Origin of the sequence: Corynebacterium sp. KPL2838, assembly GCF_040225455.1 — a bacterium.
Taxonomy (GTDB): Bacteria; Actinomycetota; Actinomycetes; order Mycobacteriales; family Mycobacteriaceae; genus Corynebacterium; species Corynebacterium rhinophilum.
The window spans coordinates 12,999-31,378 of sequence record NZ_JBEHFT010000026.1; the positions used below are offsets into that span (position 1 = coordinate 12,999).

Here is an 18,380-nt window from a genome sequence, read left to right on the forward strand (position 1 = left end):
GATTAATCTGCTGGGTTAAAGCCGTACTCTTCCCAGGCCTTATCAAAGTCATCGGCCAATAGGTCGAGGACCTTTTGTGCCTCTTCTGGGTGCTCAGCCTCGGCGGAGACTGCGCCTAGGATTTGGTTGGCAAACTTATCAGCATCCGGAATCTCGATAACCTCTACATCATCGCCAGCGGCCGCGGCGTCGGTGGAGTAGACCCAGCCGGCATTGGCCTCACCGGAGACGACCTTGCCCAAAACGTCAGCGACCTGCTGCTCCTGGGAGGCGGGCTTTACGTCCAGGTTGTTTTCTTCGATGATCTGGGAAGAGATATCTCCGCAGGGAACCTGCGGGTCACAGATGACGAAGCGGTCTTCGTTCTGCAGATCCTCGATGGAGTGGATATTGCCCGGGTTGCCCTTCGGCACGACCATCACCATGACGTTGGTGGCAAGCACCTTCGGGTCCTTGACGGTTCCGTCATTGATTGCCTTGTCCATGGTCTTTTTGGACGCGGTAAGCAGCAAGTCCGCAGGAGCGCCCTCGCTGAGCTTATTGACCAAGTCGGAAGAGCCGCCATTTTGGAACTCGAGGTTTACCGGGGCGTCGAACTCGGAAGCGCGCTTTTCCAGTTCATCGTTGATGACGCGGGTGGACGATGCAGCCAGTAGGTTCAAGCTGGTCTCCTCCGCATCGGAGGTAGTGGAGGTATCGGGAGAGCAGGCGGAGAGCGCCAGCCCGGTCGCAGCCACGGCGGCTGCGGCAAATTTCTTATTCATAGTGAATGTTCCGTGTTATGTAGGCAACTTAGTATGAGAGATGAAGTTATCAGCACATAGCCTATCGATTGGCACGGAAATACACTACGAAATTCGCGTGAACTTGATGTGATAGTCGTTTTCTTCTTCCTTGAGGTACGACAGCTCGAATTCCTCCGGGCGCTCTTCTACTTCCTTGAGTAGCGGCAGCGGGTTGTGCGGGGCGATGAGGATCATGGCTTGGCCCACGTTCAGGGTGCCCAAAGCGCCGTGGATGGCACCGTGACGCACGGCGTGGGGGATTTCGGTCGCGTTGAGCGTGGGGATGGAGTTCTGCTGGGAAGAATCGGTGATGGGAAGTTCCATGGTGAGGATCATCCTTTCGGAGGTGGGGTGAGGTTTTACCTTGCCACCAATATTAGTACGATTAAAGCCGTGATAAATAATAGGCTCGCGCACCGCTTCTTCTTCCTTGCCTGCGCGGGGCTGTCCTTGCTGGTTGGGCTCGCCGCCGGGGCATCCCTGCTCGGCGTGGGTTTCTCGCCGGCTGCCTCCGTCGCCGCCGATCATGGCCCCTTGATGGTCTTTGGCTTTGTCGGCGGCGCTATCGGGCTGGAGCGCGCCGTCGCCGTGCGCACGCGGTGGGCCTGGGCAGGACCCATCTTCCACGTAGCCGGCTTCGTTGGCATCGTGGCCGGCCTGCCGCGGCAGGTCCCGGCGTTGTGTTTTGCCGCCGGCTTCATCGTGCTGGGGTTTATCTACGCCACCATTCACCGGCGCCAGCCCGCCCTGTCCATCATCGTGCAGGCCACCGGCGTCATCGGCGGGGTAGCGGCGGCGCTGCTGTGGGCCATGGAGCCGGCCTTTTCTACTGCGATGCCGCTGTGCGTGCTCTACGTGGTGGCGACGATCATCGGCGAGCGCATGGAGCTTGCCCGCATCACCATGGCCGGCACGCAGGCGGAAAAGCGGATTACGCTGTGGGTTTTGGGGTTGGCGGCGCTCAGCGTGGTCTATATCCTCTCCCCGGCAGTGGGCTATCGCGCGATGGGCGCGGGGCTTATCGGCGTTGCGGTTTCTACCGTGCGCGTGGACGTGGCGAAGAACCTGGTGCGCTCGCGCGGGCTGCCGCGCTATTCCGCCGCGTGCATGCTCGCCGGGTATTTTTGGTTGGCCCTCGGCGGCTATTTCTGGCTGCTCTATGGCGAAAGCTCGGGCTTTGCCTACGATGCCTCGGTGCACGCCATCTTTTTGGGCTTTGTCATGTCCATGATTTTTGCCCATGCCCCCATCATCATTACCTCCGTCATCCGCCGCCGCTTGCCTTACCACCCGGTGCTTTTCCTTCCCGTGGCGGTCCTGCACGGCGGGCTGGCGTTGCGCATTCTTGCCGATGTCGCCCGCCACACCGTCGCCTACCAGGTAGGTGGGCTGACGACCCTCGCCGCCGTCTTGGTTTTCCTCGCCTGCGGCATTACTTTGACGGTGAAGGAGGCCCGCCGTGCACATTAATGACATCTCCCTGGCCGCCCGCAGCCGCTGGCACATCCTTACCGCCGCGCTTATCGGCGCGTGGGTATTCATCGGCATCGGCATCAATGTGGCGGGTCACCTGGGCGCGCCCGTGGTGTGGTGGGATCTCATCCACCCGCTGACCATCGGCGCGCTGACCACGGCCATCGTTGTATTTTCCACCCACTTCACCGAGGCGCTTACACGCACCGCCAATAACGGATACCGGGGCGTGGGCGCACGCGTGGTACTCATCCAGGTGGGCCTTGTCCTGCTCATTATCGATCGCGCCGGATATGACTGGGGCCTGCTTGCCGATGCCGCCTCCCTCCTCATCATCGCCGCCCTTGCCTGGCAGCTCGTCTTTATCTACACGCGCTTGCGCGGCTCGCTTTCCGGATCGTTTGCGGTGACGGTGCCGTTTTATGCGGCCGCATCCATCTTCATGATTGCCTCCGTGGTGCTGGTGATCTTAAGCGGCAATGGCGTAGGCAACTATTCCTTCCTGGTGGCCGCCCACTCGCGCGGCATGGTGTGGGGGTTTGCGTGGCTGACCATCGTGGGCACCATCGTGACGCTCCTTCCCACCTTGTCCAGCACCGCGATTTCGCCCACCGCGCGCACCAGGTGTACGCGCGGGCTCATCGTCCACTGCACCGGGCTAGCCCTGACCATGGTCTGCGGCGCGGTGGGGTGGACGCGCGCGGCGGGCATCGCCCAGCTGCTCGTCGTGCTCGCCGCCATCATGATCATCCAACCCGTCCTGGCCACCGTGCTGGGGCGCAACCCTCGGCTCACCACAGCATCGGTATCCGTTATCGCAGGACTGCTGTGGATGGTGGCCCTGTGCGCCGGCGATGCCGTCGCCGCAGCGCTCGGCGCTTACCCGCGCGTCATCACGCTGTTTTTGGTTCCGGCCTTCATCGGCGGCGGCATTTTGCAGCTGGTCACCGGCGTCTTGCACCACCTCTTGCCCACGCTGGTGGGAGGCGGTCCTGCCAAGGTGCACCACGGCCGGGATACCGCGGACCGCGCCGGTTTTGCCCGACTCGTCCTCATCAACCTCGGCGCCCTGCTGAGCCTTGTCAACGCCCTGCCTGCTGGGCTTATCCTCATGGGGATGGGCTTAGCATTAAACGTGCTTGCCGTGGGCCGCGCCGTCTACCAACAACAGAATCTGGAGAATTAAATGCTTAGTGTTTCTTCCCCACAGCCACAGGATAAGCCGCCGGAGTCCGGCAACTCCCAATGGGCCTCGTGGTTACTTATCGGTATCGCGCTGGCCGCGGTAATCGCGCTCGCCCTAGTCAATACCACCTCTAAGGACTCCCAGCCATCAAGCTCTGTTGCCGAAGGTGAAACCCACACCATTGACGTAGAAGTCGATGGTATGGCCTTCGTCCCCAACCACGTTGATATCGATCCCGGCACCCACTTGGTGGTTAACTTCACCAATACCGGGGACCAAGTCCACGATCTAAAGATTGGTGATGCCGAAACCGGCCGCGTCGATCCCGGCGATACCGCGCAGCTCGATGCCGGTGTCATCGAATCCAGCATCGAAGGCTACTGCACCATTGCCGGTCACCGCCTGCAAGGTATGACCTTTGACGTCAACGTGGACGATTCCGCGCCAAGCACCGGCGGGCACGATCACCACCATGCCGTGGCAGGGGCATCCAACCCGCACGTTGATGTTCCGAGCGCCGCCGAACTCGGTGCCTCCCGCGAAGGTTTTAGCGCCTATGACGCCTCCCTGGCGCCGGCGGCTAATACCACCACGCATGAAGAAACCTGGTCGATGACCGAGGAAATCGTTGAGGTAGCCCCAGGAGTTAAGCAGATGCAATGGCTTTTTAATGGCCAGGCGCCAGGGCCGACGCTGCGCGGCAAGGTGGGCGATAAGTTCAAGATCACCATCAAGAACGAGGGCAGCATGGCCCATTCCATCGACTTCCACGCCGGTGAGGTCAACCCGGATGAAAACATGAAGTCCATCCAGCCCGGGGAAGAACTAACCTACGAATTCACCGCGAATCGCTCCGGCATTTGGATGTACCACTGCTCAACCGCCCCGATGTCCCTGCACATCGCCAACGGTATGGCCGGCAACGTCATCATCGATCCACCAGATCTCAAGGACGTGGATGCCGAGTACAACTTCATCGCCAACGATGTATTCCTCGGTGAGGAAAAGACCGGCGCTGACGCCCAGCGCGTGGCCGACGGCGACTTCGACCTAATGGCCTTTAATTACTACCCCAGCCAGTACGACGTCGACCCCATCAAGGCCAAGGTAGGCGATACCGTCCGCCTGTGGATCCTGAACGTGGGCCCCGATCAGCCGCTTAGCTTCCACGTGGTGGGCGAGCAATTCGATACCGCCTATAAGGAAGGTGCTTACCTCATCAAGGACGAGGATAAGACCGGTTCGCAAGCCCTCGACCTGCTCCCCGCACAAGGCGGGTTCGTGGAAATGACCTTCAACGAGCCTGGAACGTATTCCTTTGTCAACCACATCATGACTAACGCGGAAAAGGGACAGCACGGCAAGTTCGTCGTCACCGAATAACGCGTTCTTAGCTTCCCCGCCCTTCGCGCTCACCAGGGCACTGCCGAGAGGTAGATCTACCTCTCCCCGTGACCGCGAAGGGCGGGGTTCTTTGATCAGCACCTCCCTTGGCACTCACCGGGTGGTGATTTCACGGGCGCACCGCCTTGCCGGTGAGAGCGAAGGGAGCGTGGGGGCGGATGGTGAGCGCATGGGGCGCGCCGGAGTAGGTGTAGACAGAAGGAAACCGCCGCGGACCATCCATCTACTGGACGGCGCGCGGCGGTGAAGAGGACCGAGGAAACTACCTAGGCACCGTGGCTCGGGGTTTCTCCTTCCAATTGCTTCCGGTTGGAGCGGATAGGCTCCCACGCGGTATTGGAGCGCATCGGGGTGGTGCGCTCATCGCGGGAGCGGTAGACCACGTAAGGGCGGGTGACGTAGCCGACCGGCGCCGAGAACGCGTGGACAAGGCGGGTAAAGGGCCACACGGCGATGATGGTGAATCCGCAGAGGACGTGGACCTTAAATTGCCACGGGGCACTGGCCATGAGGTCTGGCTGGATGTTGAAGATCAACAGCTGGCGCAGCCACGGGGAAATGGTTTCGCGGTAGTCGTACCCGCCGGTGCCGGCGAGGTCAAAAAGCTGCAGGGTAAAGGTGGCAAAAGAACCCGATACCAGTGCGAGGCCGAGCAGCGCGTACATGACCTTATCCGAGGTGGAGGTGGACAAGAATACGGAGCGGTTCTTTAGCCTGCGGTACAGCAAACCGGCAAAGCCCAGCAGGACCGCCAGAGCGGCGATGGAGCCGGGGATGGTGGCGAGGAGGTGGTAGGCGTGATCGCTGATGCCAACGGCCTGGGTCCAAGACTTGGGGAATGCCAAGCCCATCAGGTGGCCGATGACGACGAAGACCATGCCCCAGTGGAAAAGCGGCGAGGATAAACGCAGCAGCTTGGATTCATAGATTTGGGAGGAGTGGGTGGTCCAGCCGAATTGGTCGGAACGCCACCGCCAGAAGATGCCCACGAAGAATGCCGCGATGGCTAACCACGGGAAGGCACCCCAGAGGAAGTTATCAAACACGATGTGGCTCCTAGACGAGGTCTGGTTGGGTAGTGGGGAAGGGTAGGTCTGCAATGCCGACCATCTCGGCGGGTGGGCCGGTGCGGATGAGATCGACGTACTTTTGCGCGGTATCAGAATCGACTTCTGGAAGGGCCTTGCACAGCGCGACGATCAAGCTGACATACGGCGAGCGCTCGTGGGCGAGGGCCGCGCGCAGCACCTCGATTCCTTCGCGGTAGCTGGCCACCAATTCGACGGCGCGCTCGTGCGTATCTCCCTCGCTCATGGCGAGGGCTTCGAGGACCACGCAGAGGTGATCGGGCAGCTCTTCATCGGAAATCTCGAAGCCGAGCGACTCCAATTGCTGGCGGAAGGACAAAATGGCCATTCCGCGCTGGCGGGTATCGCCGACGGCGAAGTAGGACAGGTACAGCGCGCAGCGGCGGCGCTGGTCAAAGGTCTCGACGTAGTGTTCTTCCAAGCCGCGGGGGCCGATGCTGCGGGCCCATTCGGCGAAGTTGATGAAGTCGGTGGCAATGGCCAGCGGTAGATCATCTACTTGGTCTTCGACCGCGGAGAGGCGGTCAAAGATATCTTCGCCGGGGTAATTCAGCAGCACGGACACGGCCATGGCGACGATTCGCCGCTGGTCTTCGGTGACTTCGACCGGCGTGACAAATTCATTGGGGACTTGACCTGTGTGGGTGCGCAGCGTCTTTTCGACGTCCTTGGCACCGCCCATGGAACCGATGCCAGCGGGCGTTCCGAATCCAGCCACGGGGGCATCGCCACCCTGCGGGGCCGATTGCCGCTGCAGGGATTCCTGGCGCTTGCGGAGTTTATCGAAGATATTCACGGCTTAACCTACTTCCGCGGCGGGAACATGGCATCGGGCCGGTCACCGCTCCAGGAGAGTAGCGAGACCTTGCCCTGTGGTTCGGCGCCGTGGGTGCAGGCCTCGGGCGCGCCCATGCCCAGGTCGTGGAAGACGTCTTCGGAGGCCTTGGCTGGGTCCACATCGCCAAACGGATCCAAGTCGGTAATGCCGCGCGGGGATTCCGGCGAGGCGGTGGGGATGACGTAGCGGTCATCGTATTTAGCGATGGACAACAGGCGGTACATGCCTTCCATCTCCCTGCCTGTCATGCCTACTGCCTGGGCGATTTCCTCCTGCGGTTCGTTGCCCAGGTTGATATCGCGCATATACGAGCGCATGGCGACGAGCCTGCGCAGCGACTTTTCCACCGGGACGGTATCGCCGGCGGTAAACAGGCCCGCCAAGTATTCCAGAGGAATGCGCATATTTGATAGCGCCGAGAAGAGGATCTTGTGGTCCTCGCCGTCGTTTCCGGTCGCGGTCACCTTGTCAACGATGGGGGACAGCGGCGGGATGTACCAGACCATCGGCAGCGTCCGGTACTCCGGGTGCAGCGGCAATGCGACGCCGTACTTGAATATGAGGTCGTAGATCGGGGACTGCTGTGCGGCATCGATCCAGGAGTGCGGGATGCCCTCTGCCTGGGCCGCGCGGACAACCTCCGGATCGTGGGGGTCGAGCATGATCGACTTTTGGGCCTCGAAAAGGTCCTGCTCATTTTCGGTGGAGGCGGCCTCGGCGACGCGGTCGGCATCGTAGAGGATGACGCCCAAGTAGCGCAGGCGGCCTACACAGGTCTCGGAGCACACAGTGGGTTGGCCAACCTCGAGGCGTGGGTAGCACAGCGTGCACTTTTCGGCCTTGCCAGTCTTGTGGTTGAAGTAGACCTTCTTATACGGGCAGCCGGATACGCACATGCGCCAGCCGCGGCAGCGGTCCTGGTCCACTAGGACGATGCCGTCTTCGGTGCGCTTATACATCGCGCCAGAGGGACAGGAGGACACGCAGGTTGGGTTCATGCAGTGCTCGCAAATGCGCGGCAGGTAGAACATGAACGAGTCCTCGATTTCCTTCTTGACCTCGAGGTTCATGTTGTGGAGAACGGGGTCATCGTCAAGCGTGGCAGTAGAGCCACCCAGGTTATCGTCCCAGTTGGAGGACCATTCGATCTTGCCGATGTCCCGGCCGTCGATCTGGGAGACCGGCTTGGCGGTGGGCTGGGTCTTCTGACCCGCCTCGGCGCCCATCAGGTCCTCGTACTGGTAGGTCCAGGGCTCGTAGTAATCCTGGATGGTGGGCAGGTTGGGGTTGTGGAAGAGGGTGGCCAGCTTTTTGAGGCGCCCGCCTGCCTTGGGCTTGATCTTGCCGGATGCCGTGCGCTCCCAGCCGCCCTTCCACTTTTCCTGGTCCTCCCAGGTGCGCGGGTAGCCGAGGCCGGGGCGGGTTTCGACGTTATTGAACCAGATGTACTCGGTGCCTTCGCGGTTGGTCCATGCCTGCTTACAGGTAACTGAACACGTGTGGCAACCAATGCACTTGTCCAGGTTCATGATCATGGAGATTTGAGCCATGACTTTCATTAGTAGGATACCTCCTGGGAACGGCGGCGTACGCGGGTGACTTCATCGCGGTTATTGCCGGTAGGGCCGATGTAGTTGAAGTGGTAGGTCAGCTGGCCATAGCCGCCAGCGATGTGCACCGGTTTGATGGAAATGCGGGTCAGCGAGTTGTGCGTGCCGCCGCGGCGGCCGGTGTGCTCGTTGATCGGCGTGCCCACGGTGCGCTCCTGTGCGTGGTTGCACAGCATGGTTCCCTCCGGAATGCGGTGGGAAACGATGGCGCGGGCGGAAACAACGCCGTTGCGGTTATATACCTCAACCCAGTCATTGTCCGTGACACCGATTTTCTCGGCGTCCTTATTGGACATCCAGACCACCTGGCCACCGCGCGAGATGGAGAGCACGTGCAGGTTGTCGAAGTACTGCGAGTGGATGGACCACTTATTGTGCGTGGTCAAGTAACGCAGCGTGACTTCGGCCTCGCCGCGGTCATTGGTCAATTCCGTGCCCGGCGCGAATTCGCCGTGCATGTGGACGTGATCTAGCGGTGGGCGGAAGATCGGCAGCGATTCGCCGTAGTCCATAAACCAGTCGTGGTCGATGTAGTACTGCATGCGGCCAGTTAGCGTGTGCCAGGGCTTATCAAACTCGACGTTGATGGAAAAGGCGGTGTAGCGGCGCTTATTACGCTTATCGGCGGTCCACTCGGGAGAGGTGATGACCTCCTTCGGGCGTTCCTTGATGTCATCCCAGGTGATGCGTACGTCTTCATCGGGAGTGCCCAGTGGCGTCAGATCCTTGCCGGTGCGTGAGGATAGGAACTCAAAACCTTGCTTGGCTAGCTCACCGTTGGAGACACCAGACAGGTGCAAGATGGCGTCGATGACCTTGGTGTCCTTGGACAGATCCACCAGCTCGCCCATGGAGGTCTCCGTGGTGCCGCAGATGAGCTCGAGCTCCTTGACCTGCTTTTCTACGTTGAACTTGGTGCCGTGCACGCCGGTGCCGGCCTTGGCGGGAAGCGGGCCCAAGTGCGCCCACTTTTCGTAGACCTTGGTGTAATCGCGCTCGACAACGTGCAGCTTTGGCATCGTGACCCCAGGGATAAGGCCCTGTTCTTCGGGGTCGGGGACGATGCCGTTGGGCATGCCAAGCTCGTCCGGGCTGTCGTGGTGGCTCGGCTGGGTAATGACATCGCGCTGCACGCCCAGCCACTTGGTGGCTTTATCAGAGAGCGCTGCGGCCAAGTCCCGGAAGACCTCGTAGTCCGAGCGGGCCTCCCACGGCGGGTTAATCGCCGCGTTAAATGAGTGCAGGTACGGGTGCATGTCGGTAGAGGACATGTCGTGCTTTTCGTACCAGGTTGCGGCCGGGAAAATGAGGTCCGAAACCAGCGTGGTGGAGGTATTGCGGAAGTCCGTGGTCATCATCAGATCCAGCTTGCCCTCCGGTGCCTTATCCACCCACTTGATGCTGCGCGGGCGGTCTTCGGGGGCGAGTTCTTCCGCGGTAGCGTCCGAGTCGATGCCCAGCAGGTGGCGCAGGAAGAACTCGGTGCCCTTGGCGGACGAGCCGAGCAGGTTGGTGCGCCAGTTGAGCAGGATGCGCGGCCAGTTCTTCTCGGCAGACGGGTTGTCATAGGAGAACTCTAGGCGGCCGCTTTCTAGCTCTTGGACCACGTAGTCATTGATGTCCATGCCGGCCTCATCGGCTTCATCGGCAAGGAAGAGGGAGTTGCGGTTGAACTGCGGGTAGGCCGGCATCCAGCCGCGGCGCATGGATTCCGCCATGGTATCGGAGACCATCTTGTCCCCGATGGAACCGTGGCTAGCCAGCGGCGAGCCCAAGTGGGACGCGCGCGAATTATCGTAGCGGTACTGCTCGGTGGCGAAGTAGTAGAAGCCGGTAGAAATCATGTGGCGCGGCGGGCGCTGCCAGTCGGCGGCCATGGCCCACTGGGTCCAGCCGTTGATGGGGCGCAGCTTTTCCTGACCCACGTAGTGTGCCCAACCGCCGCCATTGACGCCCTGGGTGCCGCACATGGAGGTCAGCGCCAAGAAGGTGCGGTAGATATTATCGGCGTGGAAGTAGTGGTTGACTCCCGCGCCCATGATGATCTGCGAGCGGCCCTTGGAATCCGCGGCGTTTTGTGCAAATTCGCGGCCGATGCGGATGGCGGTATCGGCAGCCACGCCCGTGAGCTCTTCCTGCCAGGCGGGGGTGCCGACCTCGCTGGCATCGTGGAAGTCCTTCGGCCAGCTACCCGGCAGGTGGAGATCCTCGCGGTTGACGCCGTAGTGGGCGAGCATGATGTCGAAGACGGTGGTAACCAGCTTGCCGTCGACCTCGCGGACGGGGACGCCGCGGTGGACGATGCCCGCGCCAATGGGCTTGTCGGTCCCCACGTCCTCTGGGTTGGTATCCAGGTCAAAGCGGGGGAAGAGCACCTCGGCGGTGTCAAAGCGATCGGTTTCTGCGATGGACATGACCGGATCGGCGTTATCCAGCGCCAGGTTCCACTTGGCGCTCTCGTTATCCCAGCGGTCTGCCACGGTGCCGCCTGGGTCAACGATGCGTCCGTCTTCTTCCATCACAAGGCCACGGTGGGTGGCGTTGGGGGAGGAGTTCAAGGTGGCATCGGCAAGCTGCGAGGCGGTGAGGAATTTGCCTGGGGTGTAGGTGCCGTCGCCGTGGTCTTCCAGGGATACCAGGAAGGGCGAGTCGGTGTATTTGCGCATGTAGTTCAGGAAGTACGGTTCCTGGCGGTCCACGTGGAAGGTCTTCAAAATGACGTGGCCCATGGCAAAGGCGAGCGCGGCATCCGTTCCTGGCTCGATGCGGGCCCACTCATCGGCGAACTTGGTGTTATCCGCAAAGTCGGGCGAGACCACGACGACCTTGGTGCCCTTGTAGCGCGATTCCACCATGAAGTGGGCGTCCGGGGTGCGGGTGACCGGGATATTCGAGCCCCACATCATCAGGTAGGAAGAGTTGTACCAGTCGCCGGACTCGGGGACGTCGGTCTGGTCGCCGAAGGTCTGCGGGGATGCCGGCGGCAGGTCGGCGTACCAGTCATAGAAGGAGAGCGCGACGCCGCCGATGGTCTGCAAGAAGCGCATGCCCGCGCCATAGGAAATCTGCGACATGGCCGGGATCACGGTAAAGCCGTTGATGCGGTCAGGACCGTACTTGCGGATGGTGTAGACGTGCGCGGCCGAGGCGATGTCGATGGCCTCTTCATAAGAGATGCGGATGAGCCCGCCCTTGCCGCGCTGGGAGATATACGCCTTGCGCTTTTCGGGGTCCTCTTGGATGGCGCGCCAAGCCAGGACGGAATCGCCGTGCTTAGCCTTTTCCTCGCGGAACATATCTACCAGCACGCCGCGGGCATACGGGTAGCGCACGCGGGTAGGAGAGTAGGTGTACCAGGAAAAGGAGGCTCCACGCGGGCAGCCGCGGGGCTCGTATTCTGGCATGTCATTGCCGGTGGTGGGGTAATCCACCGCCTGGGATTCCCAGGTGATGACGCCGTCTTTGACGTAGACCTTCCACGAGCACGAACCGGTGCAGTTCACGCCGTGGGTGGAGCGCACCATCTTGTCGAAGGCCCAGCGGTTGCGGTAAAAGACGTCCGCCTGGCGGCCGCCCTTTAAGAAAAGCTGCTGACCAGAATCGGTAGCTTCGCCTTTGCGCAGGTAGGCACCGAACTTAAAGAGCGGAGTTGAAGAGCCCTTTTCGGGCGCGAAGTATGCAGTCATGGGGTTGAAAGCTCCTAATTATCCGGGGAATGGTGCATTGGGGCGGGCGTAGTAGATCCACACCAACACGGTGGTGATGGCAAAGTACACGGCGCAGCCCCAGAAGAACGTCGGTGCAGACATCATGGAGAGCAAGACACCTGCGACAAACGGGCCGAAGGCGCCGATGGCACCGGTCCAACCGATAACGCCGCCTGCTTGGCGCTTGGGCAAAATCATGGGCATTTGCTTAAACGTGCCGGCGTTGCCCAAGCCCGTGAAGAAGAAGAAAATGAGCATGGTTCCTAGGAACCACCAGACCTCATCCGGCTCGTCCGGGGTGAGGAAGAAGGTGGCCACGACGGTAAAGATGGTCATGCCCAGGCAGCCAATGAAGGTCCAGATGGCGCCGCCGAACTTATCGCACAGTGGGCCCCACAGGGCGCGGACGAGCGCACCGATAAGTGGTCCGAGGAAGGCGTAGCTCGCGCCGGCGGGCAGGTTCTCGTAGGTGCCGGCAAATTCGGAGCCTTCGCCGAAGATCTGGTTAATAAGCAGCGCGGTTTGCGCGGCGAAGCCTGAAAATGCGCCGAAGGTCATGAAGTAGACGACGGTAAGAATCCAGGTGTTCTTATTGCCAAAGATGTCCATCTGCTGGCGGAAATTCGCCTTCACGGGAACATCCTTGAGCAGGGTCCATGCCAGGAATGCGCCGACGATGGCCCACGGCACCAAGAAGATGGCGGGGTTGTGGACAAAGATTTCGCCGTCATCGGTGCGCTGCGGGGCAACAAAACCTACACCCAACAGGGTAAAGCCCATGAGCCATGGGGCAACCAGCTGGATGAAGGAGATACCGAAGTTACCGATGCCGGCCTGGATACCCAGCGCGGTACCGGACAGGCGCTTGGGGAAGAAGTAGCCGGTCGAGGGCATGAAGCCGGAGAACACGCCGCCGCCGATGCCGGAGAGGAAGGCGAGGGTCATCAGCCACCAGTAAGGGGTGGAGGAGTCTTGCACCGCGAAGAACCAGCCCAGCATGGGGATGATAAAAAGCAGCGAGGAGCTGAAGACGAGCTTGCGCGTGCCAAGGATAGGCGGCAAGAACATGAAAATGAGGCGGAAGATACCGCACGCCAATCCGGGAATGGCGGTCAGCCAGTAGAGCTGGCTGCGGGTTAAGTCGAAACCAATCTGGTTCAACTGCGGGGCAATTGCCGATACGAGGTACCAGGTGGCAAAGCCAATGATAAGGACGAATGTGGAGATCCACAGTGTGCGCCAGGCAATTTTGGAATCCCAGTGGTCGGAATCTTCTGGATCCCAACCTTGGATGACTTTGCCTGAGGTATCAAGAGCAGTCATGATTTCCTCACAGGTAGTAGGTCGTTCAACTCCTTAATCTACCGGCGACTATGCTCGAAAAGGTAAATAAAAACGGTAAAATCCGTATCTAATTACGGCATACAAATGTTGCGTAATTCTTGATCGATTCCGATGCCGCAGGTTAGCCCCGTGCCCCAAATGTGTTGGTGTCGAAAACTGAATGATGTGATATTAACCACACTCCACAGTGGGAAAGGAATGAGACTTATGTCCCAAAGAAAGGCACAGATAATCGTCAGCTCGGACCGCATTTTGGCCGGGGAAAAACCGAACCGCGCCGGGGAGAAAGCGGCAGAAATCCTGCGCACCCACGACATCGATGTCGCGCCACCGAGCATCGTGCCGGAGGGCCTTAAGCCAGTCGACGACGCGCTGCGGACCGCCGTGGATACCGGCACCGATATAGTCGTGGTAATCGGCGGCACCGGCATCGGGGCGACGAACCTGACCCCAGAGGTCACCGAGCGCTATATCAAGGCCCGCCTCTACGGCCTGGAGACCCAGGTGCTCCTGCGCGGGCTCGAGTCCTCGCCCAAGGCGGGTCTGTCCCGCGGGATCATCGGCATGACCGACCACGGCGGCGGCAGCCTCATCATCAATTGCGCCTCGTCTACCGGCGCCGTGGCAGACGCCCTCGGGGTTATTGCGCCGCTGCTTGCCGATGTCTTCCGCTCCCGCGGCGAATAATGCCTCCCTCACCATCCCTTCGCGCTCACAGGGAGGGCGGTGTGTACTTGCCTTAGCCGCGCCGGTGAGCGCGAAGGGCGGGGTGCGGCGGAATGTCCTGCAATTCGGCAGGGGTATCGTAATCGCGCTCGGCACCGGTGCCGGCCACCTCGACGAAATCGGCGCCGCGGATAAGCCTTTTTACGGAGACATTGCGGGTTGACTCCAGCGCGCCCAAGCGTTCAAAGATCGCATCGGTATGCCACAGCGAACACAGGGGCTGTAAGTACCCATCCGCGGCGCGGGTAATCGCGGCATCGGCGCTGGGCGCGGCCTGCAACGCGTAGTTAAGGTGCGGGAGGAGCTGCGGGGAATCGGGAGCATCCACAGCGAAGAGTGCCAGGCGGTCGCAATGCGACAAAGCGCGCGCACCAGCTTCGATGCCGGCGACAGGGCCGCCGAAAAGCGGCGACTCGCACACCTGCGGCAGGCTGAGGTAATGCGGGGAAATAACGATAGACGGCATGCCATAGGGAAGCTGGCGCAGCAGGCGGTCCACCAAGCGCAGGCCAAAGGCGCGCACCTGTGCCTTATCCGCCCCGCCCATGCGGCGCGATTGCCCGCCGGCCAGAATGATCGCGCCGTCCATTAAGCCTCCGGGAGGGTCCTAGACCAATCGCCGGAGCGCCCGCCCGATTTCGCCACGATGCCACAGCGGCGAATAAAAGCAGAGCGGTCGACGCCCTTGACCATGTCAATGAGCGCCAAGGCGGCCACGTTGACCGCGGTCAGAGCCTCCATTTCCACGCCGGTGCGGTCGGCGGTGCGCACGGTGGCGGTGATCTTCACGTGGGCATCGGCAAGCTCGAGATCCACCGCGCAGCCATGCACGCCGATGGTGTGCGCGAGCGGCAGGAGCTCTGGGACCTTCTTCGCCGCGGAAATGCCGGCAATGCGCGCGACCGCCAGCACGTCACCCTTGGGCACGGTGCCCTCGCGCAGCGCGGTCATGACCTCCGGGGAACAGGCGACCTCGCCCTCGGCGGTGGCGGTGCGCACGGTCGGCTGCTTCTCGGTCACATCGACCATGTAGGCGGTGCCGGCGGAATTGAGGTGGGTAAACTCCATGAAAAATTCTCCTCTTTAATACAAATAGACGGTGGTCTCTTCGCCCGCGGCGGGGGCAGGTCCATCAATGATGCAATACCCATTCGTACCGGCCAGCGAGACCACCCGGTGGCTGCCACGGCTTAACGCGCCAGTAATCCTGGGCTTTCCCGCAAAGCTTACGGTCACAGGAACGATGATGGGGCGTGCGCTTGCCGATGGCAGCGAAACCTCCACCTTCGCACTCAGCTGCACGATCTCCCGCGGGTGCGGCTGGCCCGATAAGGCGGCGATAAGCGGGCGTGCATAGAGCTGGAAACCGACGAAAGCCGCCACCGGATTGCCCGGCAGCGCAAGCACCGGAACACCCCGCCACCTGCCGATGCCCTGCGGCGCACCGGGACGCTGGTGAACGTGCCCGAACCACGAATTATCGCCCGTGCCCAGCACCCCGTGCACCACATCGAAAGCGCCGGCCGATACCCCGCCGGAGGTAATGATGAGGTCGTGGGATGCGCTGAGCTCATCGAACAATCTGGATAACTCCGCAGGATCGTCGCCCACGTGCGAGTAGGACTCCGTGTGGGCGAGGGAGGCGAGCATCGGCCCATTGGAATCCGGCAGGCGCCCTGGGGCGAGTTCATCCGGATAGGCGGATAGCTCATTGCCGGAAGAAATCACCGCGATGCGCGGGCGCCGGTAAGCCTTTACAGAATAGATGCCGGTGGATATAAGCGCCGCGATAACCGCCGCGTTCGCGGTGGCGCCGGCAGGGGCAACTATGGTGCCGGGTTGTATATCTTCTCCAGCGGGGCGGATATGGGTTTTTGCAGGCGCGGCGGTGATGGTGACCTCGCGCGGCAACTCCGTGGGTCCAGACGGGACGGTGGTGTTTTCTACTGGGACGACGATTAAGCCAGTGGCATCGCCCACCGGGGCCCCGGTCATGATGCGCACCGCCTGACCGACGGGAACTGCCTGGGGCGTAGCCCCGGCGGGGACATCGCCTGCTACCGGCAGCGTCCACGGGCCCGCGCCCGAAATATCTGCGACACGGACGAGGAAGCCATCCATAGCGGAATTGGCAAATGGCGGGACGGGAAAGCGCGCGGTCGCATCCTCCGCTAATACCCGGCCGCACAGCGCGGGGCCAACGGATACGGACTCTGCGCGCGGTGCCGGCGCCAGCGCCAAAACCGCGGAAAGGTGCTCAGAAATGGAACGCGATGCGGACATAAATAATTAGATTAGCCGCCTATGGCAGACATGGGACGATCCGGCTGCAAAAAGCCCTCATCATCAATGCCATGGCCCGGTTTCTTCGTCCACATTTCCCCGGCCCACGCCTCCATTAATTCCTCGTCGCTGGCGCCAGAGCGCATGAGATCCCGCAACTGGGTTTCGGAATTGCCAAACAGGCAGTTGCGCACGGCACCATCGATGGTAAGCCGGGTGCGGTCGCAGTCGCCGCAGAAGGGATGGGTTACGGAGGCGATGATGCCGAGCTTGCCGACGGTGCCATCGGGGGCGATAACATCCCATAAAGCGGCCGGGGCTGATCCGCGCGGCTCGCGCGCCGGGCGCATGGAAAAGTGGCTTTGTAGCCGGTGCAAGATGTCATCTGCGGTGACCATGTCTTCGCGGCGCCACTTTTCCCGCGGTCCGAGCGGCATCTGCTCAATAAAGCGCAGCTGGGCGCCCTGGTGCAGCGCATAGTCCGCCAGCGGGACGATATCTGCTTCATTGACGCCGGGCATGACCACGGCATTGATCTTGACGGGATTCAATCCGGCATCGGCTGCGGCGGCGATGGCTTCGAGCACGTGGGCTAGCCGATCGCGCCGGGTGAGTGCGGCATAGCGCTGTGGATCGATGGTATCCAGCGAGATATTAATGCGGTCGAGGCCTGCTGCGGCAAGCTTTGCGGCGCGCTTTTCCAAGCCCAATCCATTGGTGGTCAGCGCCGTCGACGGCGCGATACCTTCATCCGTGGTGAGTTCCTTGGTAGCGGCGATGATTTTTTCCAAGGATTTGCGCAGCAGCGGCTCGCCGCCGGTAAAGCGCACCTGGCGGATGCCGAGCTTTTCCACGCCGAGGCGGATAAGCCGGATGGTCTCTTCATCGGACAGCGTTTGCTGCGTGGGCATCCACTCTAAGCCTTCGGCTGGCATGCAGTACGTGCAGCGCAGGTTGCAGCGGTCCGTGAGGGACACACGCAGGTCGCGTGCCCTGCGGCCGTAGCGATCAACCAAGGCGCGGGTGCCGTCGTTTGCTGCGGCAGGTAAATCCTCCGGCGGCTGCGTCCGGCCCACGGTGGGCAGGGGCAGGGACACCGCTGAAGAAGAAGGCGTTGGTGAAGTCATTGCTGCCAGTCTAAGAGTGGGAAACAAGGTACACCAAGCTACAACGCAACCTGGCTGATGATTATTCCTCGTTTTCCCGGTTAAAATCGCTTTCGTTGATCTCGTCAAGGCGCTGGGCTTCACCTGGGCCCTTGAGGCGGATGATATTGTAGTCGCCTTCCGCCAAGTGGGTGCGCAAATCTTTCTTATCGAATTTGCCCACTGAGGTTTTATCAATGGACTTTACGAAGGCCCAGTACTCCGGCAGCATCCAGCTAGGCAATTCCTTGCGCAGGCTCTGGCGCAATTTTTCGGCCGTTTCGATGGTGGGAGAGGCTTGTTCATCCAAGACGGTCACGGCGAGGGGGCGTTCCACCCACTGCTTATCTGGGTAGCCAATTACCGCGGCTTCCACCACATCTGAATTGGCCATGATGAGGTTTTCTAACTGCACCGAATAGATCCACTCGCCACCCGAGCGGATGACATCGCGGGCGCGGTCTTCCACGGTGAGGAAGCCGTCCTTCGTTACGGAGCCGACATCGCCTGTGCGCAACCAGCCATCTGCGGTGAACTTGGATTCCGCGGCCTCGACCGGCTTGCCGCGGAACTCGGAAGCTACTTCACCCGGCTCAGCGGTGGGGGAATGATAATAAGAACCGGTCACAAGGTTGCCACGCACCTGGAGCTCACCGGCATTGCGGTCGGTCTTCGATACCACTTGGCCGTCATTGACCACGCGGTATTGCAGCGAGGCGGCGATCTTTCCCTGGGAGATGCGATAAGCCCAGCGGGTATCGCCGGTCGCTCCCGGCGGCGGGCGGGCGACG

16 protein-coding genes are annotated in these 18,380 nt (G+C 61.4%); 4 read left to right on the forward strand and 12 right to left on the reverse strand.

Annotated features, from left to right (window positions below):
• Positions 1-2: 2 nt before the first annotated feature.
• Together modA and ABRP98_RS08785 are read right to left on the reverse strand one after the other, a co-directional pair.
• Complete coding sequence (gene modA, locus ABRP98_RS08780; protein WP_284852160.1) at positions 3-764, reverse strand: molybdate ABC transporter substrate-binding protein; 762 nt, start codon at positions 762-764, stop codon at positions 3-5.
• Between the two features lie 84 nt (positions 765-848).
• Complete coding sequence (locus tag ABRP98_RS08785; protein WP_349858758.1) at positions 849-1,109, reverse strand: DUF2249 domain-containing protein; 261 nt, start codon at positions 1,107-1,109, stop codon at positions 849-851.
• Positions 1,110-1,178: 69 nt separating this feature from the next.
• Between ABRP98_RS08785 and ABRP98_RS08790 the strand changes: the two genes are divergently transcribed.
• From ABRP98_RS08790 to ABRP98_RS08800, 3 genes are read left to right on the forward strand one after another with little or no spacing between them, the layout of a single operon-like run.
• The gene (locus ABRP98_RS08790; protein WP_349858759.1) at positions 1,179-2,255 is read left to right on the forward strand and encodes a DUF8744 domain-containing protein; all 1,077 of its coding nucleotides are present in this window, start codon (positions 1,179-1,181) and stop codon (positions 2,253-2,255) included.
• On the forward strand, positions 2,245-3,444 hold the full coding sequence (locus tag ABRP98_RS08795) for a beta-carotene 15,15'-monooxygenase (protein ID WP_349858761.1): 1,200 nt from the start codon (positions 2,245-2,247) through the stop codon (positions 3,442-3,444). The genes ABRP98_RS08790 and ABRP98_RS08795 overlap by 11 nt, the downstream gene beginning before the upstream one ends.
• Positions 3,445-4,827 (forward strand): multicopper oxidase domain-containing protein, encoded by a 1,383-nt coding sequence (locus ABRP98_RS08800; RefSeq protein ID WP_349858763.1) that lies wholly within the window; start codon positions 3,445-3,447, stop codon positions 4,825-4,827.
• A gap of 287 nt (positions 4,828-5,114) precedes the next feature.
• Here the strand turns inward: ABRP98_RS08800 and narI are convergent, their stop codons facing one another.
• The 5 genes from narI to ABRP98_RS08825 are packed head-to-tail and all read right to left on the reverse strand — an operon-like array spanning position 5,115 to position 13,414.
• The gene (gene narI / locus ABRP98_RS08805; protein WP_349858765.1) at positions 5,115-5,894 is read right to left on the reverse strand and encodes a respiratory nitrate reductase subunit gamma; all 780 of its coding nucleotides are present in this window, start codon (positions 5,892-5,894) and stop codon (positions 5,115-5,117) included.
• A gap of 10 nt (positions 5,895-5,904) precedes the next feature.
• Positions 5,905-6,732 (reverse strand): nitrate reductase molybdenum cofactor assembly chaperone, encoded by an 828-nt coding sequence (gene narJ / locus ABRP98_RS08810; protein WP_349858767.1) that lies wholly within the window; start codon positions 6,730-6,732, stop codon positions 5,905-5,907.
• Positions 6,733-6,740: 8 nt separating this feature from the next.
• Positions 6,741-8,333 (reverse strand): nitrate reductase subunit beta, encoded by a 1,593-nt coding sequence (gene narH / locus ABRP98_RS08815; protein ID WP_349858769.1) that lies wholly within the window; start codon positions 8,331-8,333, stop codon positions 6,741-6,743.
• Positions 8,333-12,070 carry a nitrate reductase subunit alpha gene (locus tag ABRP98_RS08820; RefSeq protein ID WP_349858770.1) on the reverse strand — a complete coding sequence of 1,246 codons (3,738 nt, stop codon included), beginning with the start codon at positions 12,068-12,070 and terminating at the stop codon, positions 8,333-8,335. Before ABRP98_RS08820 ends, narH begins: the two co-directional genes overlap by 1 nt.
• 18 nt (positions 12,071-12,088) lie before the next feature.
• The gene (locus tag ABRP98_RS08825) at positions 12,089-13,414 is read right to left on the reverse strand and encodes a nitrate/nitrite transporter (protein ID WP_284769848.1); all 1,326 of its coding nucleotides are present in this window, start codon (positions 13,412-13,414) and stop codon (positions 12,089-12,091) included.
• Between the two features lie 228 nt (positions 13,415-13,642).
• Here ABRP98_RS08825 and ABRP98_RS08830 point away from each other — a divergent pair, with 228 nt between their 5' ends.
• On the forward strand, positions 13,643-14,122 hold the full coding sequence (locus ABRP98_RS08830) for a molybdopterin-binding protein (RefSeq protein ID WP_284782557.1): 480 nt from the start codon (positions 13,643-13,645) through the stop codon (positions 14,120-14,122).
• 52 nt (positions 14,123-14,174) lie between these two features.
• Here the strand turns inward: ABRP98_RS08830 and mobA are convergent, their stop codons facing one another.
• The 5 genes from mobA to ABRP98_RS08855 all read right to left on the reverse strand — a co-directional run.
• Positions 14,175-14,750: a molybdenum cofactor guanylyltransferase gene (mobA, locus tag ABRP98_RS08835; RefSeq protein WP_284769846.1), complete on the reverse strand. Its 576-nt coding sequence runs from the start codon at positions 14,748-14,750 to the stop codon at positions 14,175-14,177.
• On the reverse strand, positions 14,750-15,229 hold the full coding sequence (gene moaC / locus ABRP98_RS08840; protein ID WP_023026346.1) for a cyclic pyranopterin monophosphate synthase MoaC: 480 nt from the start codon (positions 15,227-15,229) through the stop codon (positions 14,750-14,752). The genes mobA and moaC overlap by 1 nt, the downstream gene beginning before the upstream one ends.
• A gap of 15 nt (positions 15,230-15,244) precedes the next feature.
• Positions 15,245-16,444 (reverse strand): molybdopterin molybdotransferase MoeA, encoded by a 1,200-nt coding sequence (locus ABRP98_RS08845; protein WP_349858772.1) that lies wholly within the window; start codon positions 16,442-16,444, stop codon positions 15,245-15,247.
• Between the two features lie 11 nt (positions 16,445-16,455).
• Complete coding sequence (gene moaA, locus ABRP98_RS08850; protein WP_349858774.1) at positions 16,456-17,571, reverse strand: GTP 3',8-cyclase MoaA; 1,116 nt, start codon at positions 17,569-17,571, stop codon at positions 16,456-16,458.
• Between the two features lie 61 nt (positions 17,572-17,632).
• The coding region (locus ABRP98_RS08855; RefSeq protein ID WP_502878795.1) for an AMP-binding enzyme at positions 17,633-18,380 on the reverse strand (748 nt) is incomplete at its 5' end.

Bases quoted from the DNA above. Each gene is read 5' to 3' on its own strand.
- modA (WP_284852160.1), bottom strand. From the start codon at position 764: ATGAATAAGAAATTTGCCGCAGCCGCCGTGGCTGCGACCGGGCTGGCG.
- ABRP98_RS08785 (WP_349858758.1), bottom strand. From the start codon at position 1,109: ATGGAACTTCCCATCACCGATTCTTCCCAGCAGAACTCCATCCCCACG.
- ABRP98_RS08800 (WP_349858763.1), top strand. From the start codon at position 3,445: ATGCTTAGTGTTTCTTCCCCACAGCCACAGGATAAGCCGCCGGAGTCC.
- narH (WP_349858769.1), bottom strand. From the start codon at position 8,333: ATGAAAGTCATGGCTCAAATCTCCATGATCATGAACCTGGACAAGTGC.
- ABRP98_RS08820 (WP_349858770.1), bottom strand. From the start codon at position 12,070: ATGACTGCATACTTCGCGCCCGAAAAGGGCTCTTCAACTCCGCTCTTT.
- ABRP98_RS08825 (WP_284769848.1), bottom strand. From the start codon at position 13,414: ATGACTGCTCTTGATACCTCAGGCAAAGTCATCCAAGGTTGGGATCCA.
- ABRP98_RS08830 (WP_284782557.1), top strand. From the start codon at position 13,643: ATGTCCCAAAGAAAGGCACAGATAATCGTCAGCTCGGACCGCATTTTG.
- mobA (WP_284769846.1), bottom strand. From the start codon at position 14,750: ATGGACGGCGCGATCATTCTGGCCGGCGGGCAATCGCGCCGCATGGGC.
- moaC (WP_023026346.1), bottom strand. From the start codon at position 15,229: ATGGAGTTTACCCACCTCAATTCCGCCGGCACCGCCTACATGGTCGAT.
- ABRP98_RS08845 (WP_349858772.1), bottom strand. From the start codon at position 16,444: ATGTCCGCATCGCGTTCCATTTCTGAGCACCTTTCCGCGGTTTTGGCG.
- moaA (WP_349858774.1), bottom strand. From the start codon at position 17,571: ATGACTTCACCAACGCCTTCTTCTTCAGCGGTGTCCCTGCCCCTGCCC.